The organism is uncultured Campylobacter sp. (genome assembly GCF_937981295.1).
In the GTDB taxonomy this organism is placed as follows: Bacteria; Campylobacterota; Campylobacteria; order Campylobacterales; family Campylobacteraceae; genus Campylobacter_B.
Genome location: NZ_CALJPC010000089.1, coordinates 24965 through 43686, shown reverse-complemented (window position 1 = coordinate 43686; position 18722 = coordinate 24965). Strand labels below are relative to the sequence as shown.

Sequence of the window (18722 nt, the reverse complement as noted above, 5' to 3'; positions counted from 1 at the left end):
ACAACGTTTCTCCTAAAAAATAACAAGCTTTACAAAGTAGAATTCCATCCCGTTGGGAATTGAAACTGTATTAGGGAGCATCGCATCGCCATTCGCCCGTGTAGAATTCCATCCCGTTGGGAATTGAAACTCCGCTATCCGTCCAAAGGCAATTTATAAAAGCTAGTAGAATTCCATCCCGTTGGGAATTGAAACTATTTGAAATCATTAACGTCCAAAGCCTTGATTTTGTAGAATTCCATCCCGTTGGGAATTGAAACAATTTTGAGGGGCATAGAATACATCTCTGTAAATTTTCGTAGAATTCCATCCCGTTGGGAATTGAAACGATCTCTTCCTATCGAGCAGAAGCAAAAGCTTAACGTAGAATTCCATCCCGTTGGGAATTGAAACTCATCTCTTTCTCCTTTCTAAAATTTTAAGTTTTTGTAGAATTCCATCCCGTTGGGAATTGAAACAAATTTAGTGCCAATATTTAATCAAACATAGGTATGTAGAATTCCATCCCGTTGGGAATTGAAACTTCGCTCGCGCTCCAGCTCGCTATACACCCCCATCGTAGAATTCCATCCCGTTGGGAATTGAAACCACTAAGCGCGCTTAGCTCGATCCCGCTAAGCGACAGTAGAATTCCATCCCGTTGAGAGTTGAAACAGCGTATCCATTAGCACCTTGCCGTATGTATCTACAAGTAGAATTCCATCCCGTTGAGAATTGAAACATCGTCATATCTAGGCTAGCATGACCTAGTATCTGTAGAATTCCATCTCGTTGGGAATTAAAACTTCTGCCACTGCATTTTATAGCGTCCCGCAGGAATGTCGAATAATTCTATCCTTTGGGAATTGAAACGCCTAAATGGGCTTATTGCATGATTTGCGTAGGCGGTAGGATTCATCTTGCTGAAATCAAAACGGATTTACGCGATACGACTTTCGCGGCGGAAATGTGTAGAATTCTCATCTTGATAGAAAAATTTAAAAAGATTAGTTGTGGCTGGGATATGATACAGCATGGGGCACTTATGCGAAATTCATTCGGTTTCAATTTGCCACCAAATATATTAAATTTATGAGTTACGAATGAAATTTTGGAGTTACTCACAAATTAAAATTTTAACGAACTATATATTTGCCACAATATAAATAGATTTAAATGCAACTCATTTAATAGCAATTCAAAATATTTATAAAAATGCACGCTAGGGATCTTAAAAGCTAAGTTAAAGTGAGAATTTCGCATTAATTTCAATTAAATTTACGCTACAAATTTAAGATCATGAGCCAAAGTTAGAATTTAAAATTAAATTAGATGATACCAAAGAGGCAGAAAGATGGAAAAAATTTTATAAAGCAGAATTTGCTAGCATCCTTTGAAGCTGCAAAGCAAAGAATATCGGCGCGGTCGTCCATAAAAAGGAAAAATCATCTAAATTTAATAGATACTACTGCCTTTGCTACATAAAGTATAATAATTAAATGCCTCCGCCAATTATTTTTTAAAATTTCTAAAAAATTTCTTCAAAAGCGCCTTGTAAAAGATCGCGAATTTCGACTCTTTTTTCTCATAAATCACGCGAAAGACGCCCTGTAGATCCAGCTTTTCTTGCAAAGTAATGTTTTGCACTCTACTCTCCTATAAGTTTTTTTATCTTATGCAGCACAAACGCAGCGTCGTCGCTATCGAGCTCGCACAACATCTGGCATATCGCGGTCGCGGCCTGCGGCTTGGTCGTGCCTAAACGCCAATCCTGATACGTCCGCATCGACACGCCTAACCTCTGCGCCATCGCGGCGTGCGAGATCTTTTTGCCGTTGTTTTTAGCTTCGACGGCATTGTGCAAAATGTTGAATATATCGCTCGTTTCTAACATATGAAAATTATACAAATTTATTCGTTAATTATACATAAAATCGTATAAAATGAATAAAAATCGTGTCATTCATAAGTAAAAATAGCAAAACACTTCGTTTATCCGTGTGAATTATACAGAATACTGCATAAAATAAACATAAAATTTTATAAAATTTTGCATATTATGCCGTAAAGATGAACCGGCCCACGCAAACAGGCATCTTATAGAACGGCACATTAAATTTTTAAACCGGGATATATGAAATTTTAATATCGAAGCTTTTGGGATTTGATTTTTTTGATCGATTCTGGCAGCTATTACAAACAAGATGGAATTTTACCCTATGCCGAGCCATATATGCCGACGCAAAGAGCGTTTCAATTCCCAACGGGATGGAATTCTACCGATTTTTGAAGTCCTTGGGGTTGCAGACTGAAAGCCGTTTCAATTCCCAACGGGATGGAATTCTACGTAGGCTGAATATTGGCGGCAGTCGAAAAATCAAAGTTTCAATTCCCAACGGGATGGAATTCTACTGTCACTAGCTCATACGAGTATCGCGACGTGGGTTGTTTCAATTCCCAACAGGATGGAATCTTGCTAAAGATTTTAAATGAAAAGCTGTAAAATCCAATGCGTTTCTATATATTAGGACATAAATTCCTAATGAGCAATTCCCAGTAAGCCTCCCTAGCAAGTAATCTTCATTGGCAAAATTTAGCCCTTTTTCTTATCCTTCTTGTTCTTGCGAGAGGGGCTTTCCAGCTTGCGCCAAGCCTCGCTTTTTTGGCTATCCTCCATTAGCACTATCTCCCTGGCGCCGTTTCGCACGAGGTTTGGATCCACCGCAAGTTCCTTCGCACCAATTTTTTCGGGATAGTCTATGCGCGAGAGTATGCAGCGGAAGGCGTTTAGTCGCGCGATCTTTTTGTCGTTGCTATCAAGGATCGTCCACGGCGCAAACTCGGTATTTGAAGCGAGCAGCATCGAGTATTTTGCGAGCGTGTATTGATTCCACAGCTCCTGCGATCTCGCATCCACCGGCGAGAGTTTATACTGCTTCAGCGGGTCGGTGCGGCGCGATTCGAAGCGCCTTTTTTGCTCCTCTTTAGAGACCGAAAAGTAAAATTTAAACAAAATTATCCCCGCACTTACCAAAAGCTCCTCAAATTTAGGTACTTGGCGCAGGAAATCTTTGTGCTCGGCGTGGGTGCAAAAGCCCATCACCGGCTCGACCATCGCGCGGTTGTACCAGCTGCGGTCAAATATCGTGATTTCGCCGCCGCTGGGTAGGTGCGCGACGTAGCGCTGGAAGTACCACTGCGTCTTTTCGACGTTGCTCGGCTTTTCGAGCGCCACGATGCGGCATCCGCGCGGATTTAGATGCTCGGTTAAACGCTTGATCGTACCGCCTTTGCCCGCCGCGTCGCGCCCCTCCATCAAAATCAAAATTTTTAGCCCCTTTTCTTTTACGAATTTTTGCAGCTTCAAAAGCTCGATCTGATATCTTTCAAGCAGCGTTTCGTAGTCTTTGAACGAGATTTTTTCGTACTTTGAGCTTTTAAATTCTATCTCTTTCAGTGCTATTTCGCCTGTTTCGGTTTTGATCTCTTTGCTCATATCGCCTCCTAAAAATTTTAAGGAATTTTACAAAAAAGTTCTTTAGATTACACTATAAATTCATACTTATTACGTTAGAATGTAGGAAAAAATTTCAAAGGATAAAATTTGATAAGATCACTGATTTTGGCAGCGTTTCTTCTTTTAGGCTTGGGCGCCGAGCCCCTGAAACCCTCCGATGCGTTCAAGCTTGACGCGACGGCGCAAAGCGATAGCGTAACGCTAAGCTTTGATATCGCGGACGGGGTCTATCTCTATCAAAACGAGATAAAAATTTTCATTGGCGGCGCGGAGGTGACGAATTTAATAAATCTGCCCGCCGCGACCGAATACAAGGATTATAAAATTTACGAGGGCAAATTTAGCATCACCGTGCCTTTAGGCCTCGTACTTGCAAATGCCGCAGACAGCGATGATTTCGTGCTTAACGGCGATTTTTTGGGCTGCACGAAATCGGGCTTTTGCTACCAGCCGCAGCAGTTCGGCTTTAGCTTCAAGCGCGTGGTGGAGGGCTATCAGATCAGCAAAATTTCAAACTCCGAGTTGAAAAAATATCGAAAAGGCGAAAATTCCGCGCAGATTTCTGCCGCAGACAGCGCACAAGGCGGGGCTGTAAATTTTAAAAGCAATGCCGTTGCTTCGGGCACAGAGGCAAATTCCTTGGCAAACTCGCACGCAGCGGGAAATTCCGCGGCAAGCTCGGCGGAAAGCGCTGCGGTAAATTCCGACGAAACCTCCGCGCAAAAAACTTCTCGCGGCGCAAATCCCATCTCCGAACAGGATAAAATTTTAAACGTTCTTGGCAGCAAAAGCTTCATCGCGGCGATCGCGCTGTTTTTTGGTTACGGCGTGCTGCTTTCGCTAAGCCCTTGCGTCTATCCGCTTATCCCGATCCTCTCGTCGATCATCGTGGCGAAAACTTCCTCGAAGCCGAGCGCGAAAAAAAGCCTAGCCGTAAGCCTCGCGTATATTTTCGGGATGGCGAGCTCGTATGCGATTTTAGGGGCATTCGTGGCGGTTTTTGGGCAAAATTTACAAGGCCTGCTACAAACTCCGCTCGCGCTGATCCTAACCTCGCTCATATTCGCCGCGCTCGCGTTTTCTATGTTTGGATTTTATGAGATCCGCTTGCCTGCGCACTTTCAAAGCTTCTTAAATAGCAAAAGCGAAAATGCTGACGGCCTGATCGGAGTTTTTTCGATGGGGCTTATCTCGGCGCTCGTCGTATCGCCGTGCATCTCCGCTCCGCTTGCGGGCGCGCTCGTTTATATTGCGGGCAGCGGCAACGTCTTGCTGGGCGCGGCGGCTCTTTTTGCGCTGGGGCTCGGAAGCGGCGCGCTACTGCTTGTGGTGGGGCTCGGCGGCGCACTGCCTAGACCCGGAGCTTGGATGGAGGCGGTGCCTAAAATTTTCGGCTTTTTGTTGCTTTTTACGGCAGTGTGGATTTCGCGCACGCTCATCGGCGAAAATTTAAGCCTGCTGATTTATGCGGTTTTGGGCGCGATCTTCGCAGGATTTTTGGGGCTATTTGACGGCGGCGCGGGCGGGATAAAGCGCGCTTTGGCTCTTGTGATCGCGCTATATTCGGCGCTGCTACTCGCGGGCTTTGCCAGCGGCGCGAAAGATTTTTCCAGACCGCTTGGTAATCTAATCCTGCAAAGCACGAGATATTCCAGCGGCGGCTTGGGCGGCGAGAGCTTGCAAGCGGGCGAAATTTCTAGCACTCAAAATTTTGGCGGCGTGCATTTTTCGTTTGTGCGCGATCTTGCACAGCTACAGGGCGAAATAGAAAATTCCAAAAAGCCCGTGATAGTGGATTTTTGGGCTAGCTGGTGTAAAAATTGCGAGCAGAGCGAGCGAGCGTTTGCAGATCCCGCTCTTGCTGGCGCTCTTGATAAATTTAGCCTCTTAAAGATCGATCTTAGCGAAGATAGCGAGCAAAACAGAGCGATAAAAGCGCATTTCAACGTATTCGGCCCGCCTACGATTCTATTTTTTAAAGAGGGCGCCGAGATTGCGAACCTGCGCCAGATCGGCAGCGTAAATTCCGAACAATTAGCTGAAATTTTAACCCAAATTTAGTGAAATTTCGCTAGATTTTCAGCTAAATTTCACTTCGAAGGAATTTGGCGATGATAAGTAAAAACAGAACGACGCGAGAAACGGACATCTCGCTGGATTTTGAGCTTTACGGGCGCGGCGCGGCGCAGATACAAACGGGCATCGGTTTTTTCGATCATATGCTTAGTGCATTTGCCAAGCACGCGTGGATTGATCTGAACCTGCGCTGCGAGGGCGATTTACAGGTCGATTTTCACCACAGCGTCGAGGACTGCGGCATCGTGCTCGGAAGCGCGATCAAAGAGGCGATCTATCCCGCGCAAAACATCGAGCGCTTCGGCGATAGCGTCGTCGTGATGGATGAAGCCGCCGTAAGCGCCGCGCTTGATTTTTCCAACCGCGCGTTTTTGGTATTTGATTGTCCGAGCCTAAAGCGCGGCAAGATCGGCGAATTCGATGCCGAGCTCGTGGAGGAATTTTTCCGCGCTCTGGCTTTCAACGCAAATTTAACGCTGCATCTATGCCAGATCCGCGGCGAAAATCTACATCACGTCGCAGAGGCCGCGTTTAAGGCGTTTGCCGTCGCATTCCGTCGCGCGATAAGTATCAACGAGCGCGCCGGCGTGCCTAGCACGAAGGGCGTTTTATAGCGGTAAATGCGCGCTAAATTTAGTAAATTTGGCAATTCGCGGTTTTGAAATTTTATCGGCGTTTGAAATTTTACTCTTGCCGCTGCTTGAAATTTGCAAAATTTCGCCATTACTCTGGCAAAGCGCGCCGCTTTATTAAGACTGCTTACGCTGGCGGTGCATTTGCGCCCGCCGCGAAAACCGCGAACTATGCTATATGAAATTTCGCACTGCCGGAGCGCTAAACCGCCGCTTTGCATATTAAAATTTAAAGGTAAAAGATGAATAATTTCGGATCGCTTATGGAGATTTTAAATGTGCTGTTTTTGATCTGCTTTGTTTGGCTCATCGCGTGCTTGATTAAATTTATCAGATCAAAAGACGAGCCGGAGCGCCATAAAAGAGATAAAAAATTTCTAATTATTTCGGCAGTTGCGTTTGCATGCGCTTTTACTCCACTCATATATTCTCAGTGGCTATTCGATCCTTTTTCCATGTTTATCTTGGTTTTTACTGGGCTGCCGGTAGTTTCGCTCATTTGGCTAATCGCAAGTTTAGTAAAATTTATTAAATCGGCTAAAAGTGCACCCGAGCGCCGCAGAAGAATTAGAAATCTTTTGATCCTCTCTGTGTTTTCGTTCATAATTTTTTTGAGCGTCCTAATGAGCTTTTTTTGGCTACTTAATCACGCAATCGAGCATATGTGAGGCGCAAAATGAGCGATGAAATTTTTCAAAAAACGATCGCCGTAATATTGACGGCCTGGGCGATCAGCGTTTGCGCACTAACCGCAGCGGCGCTGTATCTGCAGAGCAAATGCTCGATCATCTCCTATATCGCGAACGGCAACTAAGATGAAGCGCACATCTATCGTCATTTTGCTACTGCTTAGCTTTGCGGCTTTCGATTTTGCATTTTACAGCCTCGTCGTGAAGCGATACGTAAATCAAAGCAGCGCCGAGATGCAGGCCAAATCGATCGAGCTGCATAAATTTCTGCCGTTTGAGCAGGGTTCGCAGATCGTGCGCGCCAGCTCTAGCTTAAAACTTAGCGGCGATCTGCCGATAATCGACGGCGCAGCGGCTTTGTATCCCGTCTTTTCGGCATTCGTCGCGGCGAGCTATCCGAAGGAAAGCGTGGAATTTGACGGGCAAAATTTCACGAATGCTAGCAGGCTTAAATTTAGCAATACCCGCGGCGCATACAAGGCCATAAGCGACGGCGAGGCGGATCTGATCTTTGTCGCCGCCCCTTCGAAGCAGCAGCTTGATTATGCGCAGGAAAAGGGCGTGCGCTTGCGCTTCGTGCCGATCGGGCTGGAGGCGTTCGTCTTTATCGTAAATGCGAATAATAAAGTATCGAATTTAACTGTGGATCAGGTGCGAGGAATTTATTCGGGGCAATATAGTGACTGGTCGCAGCTCGGCGGCGAGCGTATGCGAATAGATGCCGTGCAGCGAAACGCAGGCAGCGGCAGCCAGAGCGCGTTTTTAAAATTTATGGGTGAAACGCAGCCTAAGCGCAAGATCACGGGCTTTTTCGGTAGCGCGATCGGCTTTTCGTTTCGCTACTACGTCGAGGGGATCGTGCAAAACGGCGGCGTGAAGATGCTTAGCCTAAACGGCGCGTATCCGAATAAAGAAAATATCGCTAGCCGCAAATACCCGCTCGTAGCCGAAATTTACGCGGTTTACGATGAAAACAACAAAAACGAAAATATCCGAATCTTAATAGATTGGATCCTTTCGCCGCAGGGGCAAAGCATCATCGAAAATAGCGGCTACGTGCCGATTAAGGGCTAAGATCGCAGCTTAAATTTATACGGCGTTTGCCAAAAATTCAGCCAAATTTCGTTAAAATCACAAAATTTCAAAAAACGGAAAACGAAGTGATAAAGATCATATTTTTAGACGTAGACGGCTGCCTTAGCGACGGCGGGCTGTACCATTCAAACGGCGGCGAAGAGATGAAGAAATTTAACGTAAAAGACGGGTTTGGCATCCAGGAGTGGCAGCGGCTGGGGCTAAAGGTCGCGATCATCACCGGCAAAAGCTCGCAGATCGTCGCAAACCGTGCGCGCGAGCTAAAGATCGATACGCTCTTTCAAGGCGAAAAAGACAAGCTCTCAAGGGCGGAGCAAATTTTAAAAAAATTTAACCTAAGCTTCGATGAGGCCGCTGCGATCGGCGATGATATAAATGATGCAAAGCTTTTAAATGCGGTCGCGATCAGCTTCAAGCCTGCCGATGCGCTAAGCTCGCTAAAAGCGGACGTCACGCTAAGCAAAAACGGCGGCTGCGGCGCGGTGCGCGAGATGATCGAAATGCTCGTCGATAAAAACGGCATGCGCGAAGAGTGGAATAGCAAATGGCTGTAGTTTCGCAAGCGCGCGCGAGGGGCGAAATTCTGCGCAGATCAAAAGGAGCCGAGCGATGGTGATAAAAATTTTCTACGTCGCGATTGCGATCTTTTGCGTCGCGATGGTGTTTCTAAGCGTGCAGACGCCGTATTTTAGCGATATGTTTAGGCAGGATCTAAGCATTGCGAATATGGAGATGAAAAAAATCGTCGATTATCAGATCGGCGAGCGCGTGGATGCTAAATTTACCGCGGATAGCGGCACTCGCTATAAGGATCGCGACGAGTTTGTAAATTTTAAAGCCGAGGAGATTAGTGCGGATCTGAATCACACTTTGGTTTCAAAAACCGCGACGCGCGCAGGCGAGCTGATAAAATTTAACGGCGACGCGCATTACGTAAATAGCAGAGGCTTTGATTACACTGCGCAGGAGATCATCTACGATACGAGCAGCAAGATCGTCCGCTCCGACGTGCCGTACGTGCTGCGCCAAGGCGGCGACCGCATCACGGGCGCAAGCATCAGCTACGATACTAAAACCAAACAAACAAACTCAAAAGGAATCCACGCATGGTATTTAATAAAAGATCAAAACTCCACAAACTAATACTTTCAGCCGCGCTAATTTCGGGCTTTAGTGCGTCCGTTCTCAGCGCCGCGCAGGAGCAGGTCGAGGTCACGGCGGATAATTTTTTCGCCGACGAGATCAAGCAGATCAGCGTGCTGACGGGCAACGTTCGCATCAAAAAGGGCGCTTACGATACGCTAAATTCCGACAAAGTGACGATCTACTTCGACGCCAAGCGCCAGCCTACCAAATACGTCGCGACGGGAAACGCAAATTTTAAAATTTTACTCAATCAGAAGCATTACGACGGCAAGGGCGGCGTACTGACCTACGATCCGACTATCGAGGCTTACACGCTTGAAAACAACGCCTATCTGCACGAGGCCGAGACCAAAAAAGAGGTTTACGGCGATAAGATCATCGTAAATCGCCAAAAGGGCACCTACGAAGTAAAAAGCGGCGGCGGCGAGAAAAAGCCCGTGCGTCTGATCTTTCAGGTCGAAGATCAAAACAAATGATCTATCCTAGCAGCGCGCAGTTTATCACCTCCGCCGCAAATATCGCGGGTGCGCCCGAGTTTGCGATGAGCGAAGTGGCGTTTTTGGGGCGCTCCAACGTCGGCAAAAGCAGCCTGATAAACGCTCTAGTCGGGCGCAAAAATCTAGCCAAATCAAGCTCGACGCCGGGAAAAACGCAGCTGATAAATTTCTTTGAGGTTAAATTTAAACAAAAGCTTGCCGCAGACTCGGACGGCTCGCAAAATGAAACGTCGCTCGATCTAGCAAGCAAAGAGGCTTTAAGCTCGGCTGCAAATTGTGCGCAAGATCAGGCGGAGGCTGCGGCGTCTGAGCAAAATTCCAAACAGAAATCCGTTTTAAATTTAAAAAGCGCCTCGGCGGATTTTAGATCGGATCGCGAGACAGATCTTGCGGCGGGTTTCGCGCCGAATTCCGCGCAAAGCTCCGAATTAAATTTTATAGGCAGATCCGCGCTAAGCTTAGCGGCTAACTCCTCTTTTTTGGATCTTGCGGGCTTGGGGGAAAATATCTCTTTGATCTTCGTGGATCTGCCGGGGTTTGGATACGCTAAGGTTTCTAAAAAACTGCATTATATCTGGCAAAAAAATCTCGACGAATTTATCAAAGAGCGCCTAAATATCAAGCTTTTCGTCCATCTCATTGACGCGAGGCAGTTTGATCTCGCGATAGATAAAAATTTGCAAAACTATCTCGCTAGTTTTCTGCGCGGCGATCAAAAGATCGTGAGGCTCTACACCAAAGCCGACAAGCTCAACCAAAGCGAGCGCGCAAAGCTTTTGAGGCACGATCCGCAGGCTGTTTTGGTCTCTACGCTAAAGGGCGGCGGGCTGCAAAAAGCGCGCGAGATCATCGTGCGCGGGGCGTTTGGATTATGAAATTTCTAAATTTCAATACGTTAAATTTTGCGGCGCAGAATTTCAAAATAATTAAATTTAGAGGATATAAAATGCGCCGCGAAGATCGCGCAAAGATTAGGGAAAATTTTAGATGATACGGCTAAAAAAGGCGCGCCTTTGCGACATTTCGCGTATGCAGGAGCTCGTAAAAGAGGAGGTTCAAAACGGCGTGATCTTGCCGCTTGAAAGCGATGAGATCGCTGCTAATATCCGCTCATACGTGCTGGCGTTCGGTTGCGATTCTAAGGCGGATAGGAGTTTTGATTTCAAGGAAAATTTGAGTTTCGATTCTAAAGAAAATTCCGATTTAAATTTAGCGCACGACTCGGATTTAAATTTAATCCGAAATTCCGCCGAAAATACTTCTGAAAATTCCGTCGAAGATGCCGCAGATAGTTTTACGTCGCAACGAGATACGTCTCAAAATAGCGCGCCACGAAATAACGCAGCGCAAGCCGTATCTGGGGCGGGTCGCGCACAAGCGGGCAAAGAGCAAATTTTACGGAGCAAATATTCGCAAGAAGCAAGCGTTTCTCAGACCGAACGTTCGCAGCCCCACGAATTGCAGTGCTTAAAAGAAGCCGAAATTTTAGCGGGCTTTGCTTCGCTTAAAATTTTTAACGCCGATCTTGCCGAGGTGCGCTCGCTCATCGTCGCTCCGCAGTTTCGCAGGCGAGGCATTGCCAGAGCTATCGTAAACGAGCTGCTAGGCGAGGCGAGATTTTACGGGCTAAAAAGCGTATTTACGCTCACCTATCAAAAGGAATTTTTTGGGCGCCTCGGTTTTACCGAAATCCCAAAGGATGAGCTGCCCGCGCAAAAAATTTGGGCTGATTGTATTAAATGCAAAAAGTTTCCGGTATGCAACGAAATCGCACTTATCTATACCTTATAGCGGACACGCTTTTTAGCGCAGGGGTTCTTTTCTACCTGCTTCTAAGTGCGGTGTATAGGGGGCTGCCGCCGCTGATCGGATTTTTTTTCACGGCGATGGTGGTGCAAAAATATGAAAACGACGTAAAATTTAAAAAGTTCGGCTTTACCTGGTTTTTCTCTATTTTTTATCTGTTTTGCGCCGAGCAGATCCACGGATTTAACCTATTTAGCGTGGCTATCGCGTATTGTATATTTTATTTCGTGGTCTATGAAAACTCATTTAAATATATTAAATTTAGAAATTTTTTGATCTGCTTTTACGTGATGATTAGCTATGTTTTGGTCTTTGTCACGAGCAACGCGATCTCTGCGATCAAAAAGAGCGAGTATCTGCCCCTAAGCGGCGAGTATTTAAATTATATCGTGATTGAAATTTTGCTTGCTCTGCTCTTTTTTAAGGGGCGGCTGGTATGAGGCTAAAGTTCGTATTCGTATTTGTGATACTATTTTTTAGCATGCTTTTGGTGAGAATTTATTATCTTTCGATCAAATCAAACGAATTCTACGAGCAGGTCGCTAAAAACAACGTCATCTCTACCGAATACATCCCGCCGGTGCGCGGTCAAATTTTAGATGCCAAAGGCCGCCCGCTTGCGATAAATAATCTCGGCTTTTCGCTATCCATCGCGCCGCATCTAAAAGACGCCGCGCTGCAAAGCGAGCTGAATAATATCTCGCGCTACTTCAAAGATCTCAATGTCACCGCGATGAGCAAGAGCTACAAGGACGCAAATTCCGCTTACAATCAAGATTTTATCGAAGTCGTGCCGTTTTTGGACTACAACGCCACGATACAGCATTTTGCGAGCTTGAGCCTGCACGAAAATATTAAAATTTCGCCCGCTTCGCAGCGCTTCTACCCTTACGGCGCGCTTGCTTCGCACATCATCGGCTACGTCGGCCGTGCCAATAAAAAGGATATCCAAAGTAACCCCCTAAGCGCGCTTACCGGATACAACGGCAGAAGCGGCGTCGAGGGGTATTATAACGAGCTTTTGCAGGGCAGCAAGGGCGAGCGCAAGACGAAGGTTACGGCGCTAAATCAGGTCGTGGAGGAGATCTCGATGCAAGAGCCCAGCAGCAGCGAAATTTCGCTTACCATCGATCTTGAGCTGCAAAAATACCTCGAGGAAATTTTTAAAGATAAAGACGGCGTAGCGATCGTGATGGATCTGCGCGACGGCGCCATCATCGCGGCGGGCAGCTTCCCCGAATACGATCTAAACACCTTCGTGGGTGGAATTTCGCAGACGCAGTGGGACGAGCTGATAAAAGATCCGCGCCATCCTTTTACGAATAAGCTCGTAAACGGCCTCTATCCGCCGGGCTCTGTAATCAAGATGGCGGTGGGGATGAGCTTTTTAAACAGCGGCAAGATCAACGAAAATTGGAGCGTGTTTTGCAGCGGCGCGATAGAGCTTGGAGGGCGAAAATTTCGCTGCTGGAAGAGTTGGGGTCACGGCCGCGTGAACCTAGTAGAGGCGATTAAAGGCAGCTGCGACGTGTATTTTTACGAAGGCTCGCTGCTAGTGGGGATCGACTATATGTCCGCGTATCTGCAGCGTCTGGGTTTCGGTAGCAAAACGGGCGTCGATCTGCCCAATGAGTTTGTAGGCACGATGCCTAATAAGGCCTGGAAAATGCAGAAATTTAAGCGCGCGTGGTATCAGGGTGAGACGGTCAATGCCTCGATCGGTCAAGGCGACGTGCTTGTCACCCCTATGCAGGTGGCGAAAAACACCGCGCAGATCGCCTCGGGCAAGGCTATCACGCCGCATTTTTTAAAAAGCATCGACGGCAAGCCGGTGGAATTTGCCCCTACCGAGCTTTTCACGCCGAAAGAAAAGGCGCAGCTACCGCTCGTACGACGCGGAATGTATGAGGTCGGCAACAACCCCGACGGAGGCACCGCCTACAAGCTCATCCATACCGCAGTAGTGCCTCTAGCGGTCAAGACGGGCACCGCGCAGGTCGTAGGCATCTCTCAGACCGCCAAAAAGCGAATGAAAGAAGCCGATATGGACTACTTCCACCGCTCGCACGCCTGGATGACGAGCTTTGGGCCGTACGACAAGCCGCAATACGCCGTAACCGTGCTCGTAGAACACGGCGGCGGAGGCGGAAGCGCGGCAGGACCTGTGATAATGCAAATCTACGAAAAGCTTGCCCAGATGGGCTACATCGACGCCAACGCAACGACCATCAAAGACAGCGCAAAGAAGACGAAGTAGGATGGAATTTTAAAATTATAAAATTTTAGAATTCTACTCGTGCTTTGCTTGCTTTAAATTTTAAAATTTAGCAAGCCTTTGCGGGCTTTAAATTTTGAAATTTACCCCGCTTCCGTGAGCCTGAAATTTTAAAATTTAGCGCAGTGTGGAGGCTTTGAAATTTAGATTTGTGCCCGTACTTCGCAGATTTTAAATTTTAAATGCACCATAAGAATAAGGCGGTAGAATACGCCAAAATATTTTTTATAAAAATGGGGAAATTTTATGAGGGATTATGATAAAGAGCCGATAATAGTAAAAAATGACTATTTGTTAAAAAGCAGATTAACAGTAGGAATTTTTTTCCTGATATTCGCATTAGTGTTCGCCATTAGATCTATTTTTCCTATTGAAAGTTTCTTTAGTAGTAGTTTTAGAAAAGGCGAGCTAGCTCTTTGCATATTTATATTTTTCAAAACGATTTTTGGAGATTTTGCAATGCTAAAAGGTATGCTGGTAAATGACTTACAAATTAGAATTTTTGAGAAAATAATAGAATGCGACTATGTGGATTTCGCGGGGGATTTAAAGGTTCTAAAAATCCAGCTTACGGAGCATACAAAGATAACGTATTCATACTTTCCATGTTTTGGAGAAACTGCAAAACTTGATAGTAAAACTTTGATGGATAAAATTACGTATATAACAAATCTTGCAATGGCTATCATCATAAACTTTATATTTATAATTATCTTTCAATGCTTAAATTTCTTAGGGATAAAAAAATACTATATTTTTGATGATAACGGTACTATGATATCAGTAAAACAGAATAAATTACTTGTTGATAGATTCGGTAAAGTTCCTTTTAATAAGCGAACCTTGATGATATCTTTAACTAACTACAATTCAAAATTTTTTGATGATGATAAAAAATAATTCTAATTTTAACGGTATCAAATTAGGTGAATAAGTAGAATGAAAATTTTAGATTACGATCGCAACGGGCAATATAGACAATGGCAGCGAAAGGCTTAAATTTTGATGATAAATTACGACAAAGTGTTTTTAAAAACGCCGAAATGAAACGCAATATAAAAGCCAAATTGATCTTAAAAGCTATAAATTAGGGGCTAGGGTGATAAAAGAGTTCATTAAAAAATGTTTTGAGCTAAAAGGGGTGAGGATTTTATTCTGGATCGCCTTGCTCTTTTTTACTATAGACTGCTTGGGCGTTATATTTGCCAGCATAGATGCGGTTTTTTTGGCGGAGTATAGCGGTCACGATATCGCGAATCCGTTTTCTATCGTTTTAAAAGCTTTTGAACTAATGTGGCACGAAGAGGCGAGCGATAGCGAAAGCGATATTTTCGGCGCTATGGTATTGTATCTATTTTGCGCGACGGTAATTTTGCCTTTAATCACCTGCTGCTTCGTATTTTCTAAAATAAAAGCTTTTATTCTGCTGGATAAAATATCCGCCGCATCTATATTTTTTATAAGTCTATTTTATGCCTATCCGCTAGTTGTGATAATCCTAGCAAGAGCCGATTTGACCTGGTTAGGTCATCTGTTTGATCGCTCAAATTTTAATTTTAATATAATGATGATAAGCGTTTTATCGTCGCTAATAATCGCATCTGTAACGGTTTTTATTCTAAAAAGAAGAGATAAAATTTAATGTGGATAAGTTTATGGGATCATCTTTTTTTTGACCAAATTTTGCGTAAATTAATACGTAAAATTTTGTGAATAGAGCTTGAGAAATGGAAATTTAAAAGGGGCAAATTTTGAAATGATCTTAAAATTTACCTCCGTTTCAGATTTAAAATTTTAAGTTGCGCGGTTTGGAATTTCGATCATTGATTTCAAATTTTAAAGTTCGTCGGTATTTCAAATTTTATAATATAAAATCCTTGCGCTTTTGAATCCTCAGTTCAAAGTCGCTGCTTCTTAAATTTAAAATTCTAAGCTCTGAGATGCGGAATTTCACTCGATAAATTTTAAAATCTAAGCCGGAATTTTATTTGGTAAAAATTTTATCGGGTAGGATTTGGCTCGATAAATTCTATAGAATGCTAATATGTGAGAGGGAAAAATGAAATTTTAAATAGAGCATTTTAATTCCCAACGGGATGGAATTCTACTTTCCTACGCATGAGGCGCAATATGCGACGCTGAGTTTCAATTCCCAACGGGATGGAATTCTACTTAAAGGCTCTCGTATCCACGAAAGATAGCATTATGATGTTTCAATTCCCAGTAGAATAGAATCCTGCCTACTATAAAATTTTAAAAGTAATAAAAAGACTTTTGTTTCAATTCTCTTGGGAAAGATTACCCGCCAAATTTATCGAGCCGGTTTTACTCCATCGAAGCACGGAATTTACCCTGCAGGATAAATTCCGCCCGATTTTACTTTACCCTTTTTATCTCGATTTCGCTGTCACGCGCGCCGATTTCGATCCGATCACCCGTTTTGATCTCGTCGCTTAGGATCATATCGGCGATCTTATCCTCCACCAGATCGTAGAGCGCCCTTCGTAGCGGTCTTGCGCCGTATTCGATATCAAAGCCCGCCGAGGCGATGAGCTTTTTGGCATTTTCGCTTAGGCTTGCGTTAATGCCGCGATTTGCGAGCGTTTTTTGCAGGCTCTTAAACATAATGCCCACGATTTTTATAAGATCGTCCTCGCTTAGGGCGTTGAAGATCACGATATCGTCCAGGCGGTTGATAAATTCGGGCTTGAAATAATTCTTCAGCTCGCTCTTTACCGCCTCCTCTCGCTCGGCAAGCGCGATTTCGCGCGGCTTGTTCGCATTTTTGGCGTCAAGCTCCATAATCTTAGCCGAGCCGATATTGCTCGTTAGGATGATGATCGTGTTTTTGAAATCGACCGTAACGCCCTTGTTATCGGTCGCGCGCCCGTCGTCTAAAATTCCAAGCAGGATGTTAAATACGTCCTTGTGCGCCTTTTCGATCTCATCAAAAAGCAGCACAGAGTAGGGCCTTCTGCGCACAGCTTCGGTAAGCTGTCCGCCCTCATCGTAGCCCACGTATCCAGGAGGCGCGCCGAGCAGGCGCGAGACGCTGTGTTTTTCCATATATTCGCTCATATCAAAGCGGATCATCGCTCGCTCATCGTCGAATAAAAATCTAGCTAAGCTCTTTGCGCTCTCGGTCTTGCCGACGCCGGTAGGGCCTAAAAACAAAAAGCTTCCGATAGGGCGGTTTTCGTTCACGAGACCGGCTTTGTTGCGCTTGACGGCGCGAGCGATGGCATGCAGCGCCTCGTCCTGCCCCACGACGCTTTCTTTTAAATGCTCCTCGATGTGGAGGAATTTCTCCTTTTCGGAGGAGAGCATTTTGCTTACCGAGATGCCCGTCCATTTGCTTAAAATTTCAGCCACGCTCTCCTCGTCCACGCGGTTTCGCAAAAGCACGCCGTTTTCTTTCATCGCATCCCATTTCGCCTCAAGTTCCTTGACCTTCGCCTGCGCGGCGGGGATCTTGCCGTATTCGATCTCGGCAGCCTTACTAAGATCGCCGTTGCGTCTTGCAAGGCTAGCTTCGTTTTTGAGGCTGTCGATCGCTTTTTTCTCCTCGCTGATGCCGCCGAATACGGACTTTTCGTTTTCAAATTTAGCCTGAAGCGCGTTTTTCTGCTCGGTTAAATTTTCGATCTCTTTGTCGATCTGCGCGAGCCTCTCGTCGTTTTTGCCGTCATCCTCCATCTTAAGGGCTTCCTTTTCGACCTGAAGCGTGAGGATGTCGCGCTTAGCCTTGGCAAGCTCGTTTGGCTCGCTTTCGATCTGCATTTTAAGCTCTGCCGCCGCTTCGTCAATGAGATCGATCGCCTTATCAGGTAGAAATCTATCGCTGATGTAGCGGTCGCTTAGCCTTGCGGCCGCCACAAGCGCGCTATCGGTGATGGTGACGTTGTGATGCACCTCCAGCCGCTCCTTTATGCCGCGCAGGATCGCCGTAGCCTCGCTCACGCTAGGCTCCGCGACCGTTACGGGCTGGAAACGGCGCTGAAGCGCGGCGTCTTTTTCAAAATACTTTCTGTACTCTTTCAGCGTCGTAGCGCCGATCGCGTGTAATTCGCCACGCGCAAGGGCGGGTTTTAGGATGTTTGCGGCATCCATCGAGCCTTCACTTGCGCCCGCGCCTACGATGGTGTGAATTTCGTCGATAAAAAGCACGACGTTAGCGGCTTTTACGACCTCGTTGATGACGGCTTTGAGCCTATCTTCAAACTCGCCGCGGTACTTTGCGCCCGCGATCAGCGCGCTCATATCAAGCGCTATGACGCGTTTGTTTTGCAGGCTGAGCGGTACCTCTTTTTTGGCGATTAGCTGCGCAAGACCCTCAACGACCGCGGTTTTTCCAACGCCCGGCTCACCGAGTAGGATAGGGTTATTTTTCGTCTTGCGGATTAAAATTTGCATCATTCGCGAGATCACCTCGTCGCGACCGATGACCGGATCGAGCTCGCCCGCGATTGCCTTGGCGGTGAGATCGACGCCGAATTTACTAAGCGCCTCAAGCGTCTCGTCGGCGGTTTGCGAATCGATGCTTTTGCCGCCGCGAAGCGCCTCTAGCTCTTTTTTGATCTCGCTAAGATCTGCAAATTTAGACAGAATTTTCTTTAGCGGATCGGCGTTTAAATTTGCGATCAGCCAGGTGTCTACGGCGATAAATTTATCGCCCGAGCTCGTCATCAGCCCCTTTGCGACCTCTAGCGAGTTCATCAGCTCGCGCGAGATTCGCACGTTTTCCTTCGTGACGTTTGAGCTCGTAGGCAAATTTGAAATTTCGCTTTTGATCTCAAGCTCGACCGCGGTCTTTTCGATGCTAAATTTATTAAAAATTTGATTTAGCACCGAGCCGCTGTCGGCTACCAAAGCCCAAAGCATGTGCAATACGCCCACTTCGCTATTTTTGGAATGGATCGCCAAAGAAACGCTGCTTTCGAGCAAAGAGCGCATTTTGTCGGTTAGAATTTCAATAGTTTCGTTCATAAATTTTCTCCTAAAGTTGAAGTT

The 18722-nt window shown here is 45.8% G+C and carries 18 protein-coding genes and 2 CRISPR repeat arrays (1 of these 20 cut by a window edge); of the genes, 14 read left to right on the top strand and 4 right to left on the bottom strand.

Features of this window, described 5'->3' with window-relative positions; genetic code table 11:
- A CRISPR array of direct repeats spans positions 1–853; the repeat unit is 30 nt; unit sequence GTAGAATTCCATCCCGTTGGGAATTGAAAC; it reaches 1978 nt to the left of the window's first position.
- Between the two features lie 638 nt (positions 854–1491).
- The 3 genes from Q0135_RS09270 to ppk2 all read right to left on the bottom strand — a co-directional run bounded on the left by Q0135_RS09270 (position 1492) and on the right by ppk2 (position 3475).
- Positions 1492–1626: a hypothetical protein gene (locus tag Q0135_RS09270; RefSeq protein ID WP_297989991.1), complete on the bottom strand. Its 135-nt coding sequence runs from the start codon at positions 1624–1626 to the stop codon at positions 1492–1494.
- A gap of 1 nt (position 1627) precedes the next feature.
- Positions 1628–1873: a helix-turn-helix transcriptional regulator gene (locus Q0135_RS09265; RefSeq protein WP_040303199.1), complete on the bottom strand. Its 246-nt coding sequence runs from the start codon at positions 1871–1873 to the stop codon at positions 1628–1630.
- Positions 1874–2165: 292 nt separating this feature from the next.
- Positions 2166–2456: a CRISPR direct-repeat array (repeat unit 30 nt; unit sequence GTTTCAATTCCCAACGGGATGGAATTCTAC).
- Positions 2457–2572: 116 nt separating this feature from the next.
- On the bottom strand, positions 2573–3475 hold the full coding sequence (ppk2, locus tag Q0135_RS09260; protein ID WP_297989989.1) for a polyphosphate kinase 2: 903 nt from the start codon (positions 3473–3475) through the stop codon (positions 2573–2575).
- A gap of 108 nt (positions 3476–3583) precedes the next feature.
- Here ppk2 and dsbD point away from each other — a divergent pair, with 108 nt between their 5' ends.
- From dsbD to Q0135_RS09185, 14 genes are all read left to right on the top strand, one after another.
- Positions 3584–5557, top strand: a complete 1974-nt coding sequence (gene dsbD / locus Q0135_RS09255) for a protein-disulfide reductase DsbD (RefSeq protein ID WP_297989988.1) — start codon at positions 3584–3586, stop codon at positions 5555–5557.
- A gap of 50 nt (positions 5558–5607) precedes the next feature.
- Positions 5608–6186, top strand: a complete 579-nt coding sequence (gene hisB / locus Q0135_RS09250) for an imidazoleglycerol-phosphate dehydratase HisB (RefSeq protein ID WP_297949065.1) — start codon at positions 5608–5610, stop codon at positions 6184–6186.
- A 260-nt stretch (positions 6187–6446) separates the two neighbouring features.
- Positions 6447–6872 (top strand): hypothetical protein, encoded by a 426-nt coding sequence (locus Q0135_RS09245; protein WP_297989987.1) that lies wholly within the window; start codon positions 6447–6449, stop codon positions 6870–6872.
- An 8-nt stretch (positions 6873–6880) separates the two neighbouring features.
- On the top strand, positions 6881–7018 hold the full coding sequence (locus tag Q0135_RS09240; protein WP_297881384.1) for a hypothetical protein: 138 nt from the start codon (positions 6881–6883) through the stop codon (positions 7016–7018).
- Between the two features lies 1 nt (position 7019).
- Entirely contained in the window at positions 7020–7967 is a 948-nt protein-coding gene (locus Q0135_RS09235; RefSeq protein ID WP_297989985.1) for a substrate-binding domain-containing protein, read from the top strand.
- A gap of 86 nt (positions 7968–8053) precedes the next feature.
- Positions 8054–8542, top strand: coding sequence for an HAD family hydrolase (locus tag Q0135_RS09230; RefSeq protein ID WP_297989984.1), 489 nt, complete (start codon positions 8054–8056; stop codon positions 8540–8542).
- Between the two features lie 55 nt (positions 8543–8597).
- Positions 8598–9131: an LPS export ABC transporter periplasmic protein LptC gene (gene lptC / locus Q0135_RS09225; RefSeq protein ID WP_291937575.1), complete on the top strand. Its 534-nt coding sequence runs from the start codon at positions 8598–8600 to the stop codon at positions 9129–9131.
- On the top strand, positions 9095–9610 hold the full coding sequence (gene lptA / locus Q0135_RS09220; protein WP_297989982.1) for a lipopolysaccharide transport periplasmic protein LptA: 516 nt from the start codon (positions 9095–9097) through the stop codon (positions 9608–9610). The genes lptC and lptA overlap by 37 nt, the downstream gene beginning before the upstream one ends.
- The gene (locus tag Q0135_RS09215; RefSeq protein ID WP_297989980.1) at positions 9607–10506 is read left to right on the top strand and encodes a GTPase; all 900 of its coding nucleotides are present in this window, start codon (positions 9607–9609) and stop codon (positions 10504–10506) included. Before lptA ends, Q0135_RS09215 begins: the two co-directional genes overlap by 4 nt.
- Positions 10507–10618: 112 nt before the next feature.
- Entirely contained in the window at positions 10619–11422 is an 804-nt protein-coding gene (locus tag Q0135_RS09205; protein ID WP_367272154.1) for a GNAT family N-acetyltransferase, read from the top strand.
- The gene (locus Q0135_RS09200; protein ID WP_297949053.1) at positions 11389–11877 is read left to right on the top strand and encodes a hypothetical protein; all 489 of its coding nucleotides are present in this window, start codon (positions 11389–11391) and stop codon (positions 11875–11877) included. Before Q0135_RS09205 ends, Q0135_RS09200 begins: the two co-directional genes overlap by 34 nt.
- On the top strand, positions 11874–13694 hold the full coding sequence (gene mrdA, locus Q0135_RS09195; protein ID WP_297989977.1) for a penicillin-binding protein 2: 1821 nt from the start codon (positions 11874–11876) through the stop codon (positions 13692–13694). The genes Q0135_RS09200 and mrdA overlap by 4 nt, the downstream gene beginning before the upstream one ends.
- 264 nt (positions 13695–13958) lie before the next feature.
- Positions 13959–14612 (top strand): hypothetical protein, encoded by a 654-nt coding sequence (locus Q0135_RS09190; protein WP_297989975.1) that lies wholly within the window; start codon positions 13959–13961, stop codon positions 14610–14612.
- 199 nt (positions 14613–14811) lie between these two features.
- On the top strand, positions 14812–15354 hold the full coding sequence (locus Q0135_RS09185; protein WP_297989973.1) for a hypothetical protein: 543 nt from the start codon (positions 14812–14814) through the stop codon (positions 15352–15354).
- Between the two features lie 734 nt (positions 15355–16088).
- Here the strand turns inward: Q0135_RS09185 and Q0135_RS09180 are convergent.
- On the bottom strand, positions 16089–18698 hold the full coding sequence (locus Q0135_RS09180) for an AAA family ATPase (protein WP_297989971.1): 2610 nt from the start codon (positions 18696–18698) through the stop codon (positions 16089–16091).
- Between the last annotated feature and the right edge of the window lie 24 nt (positions 18699–18722).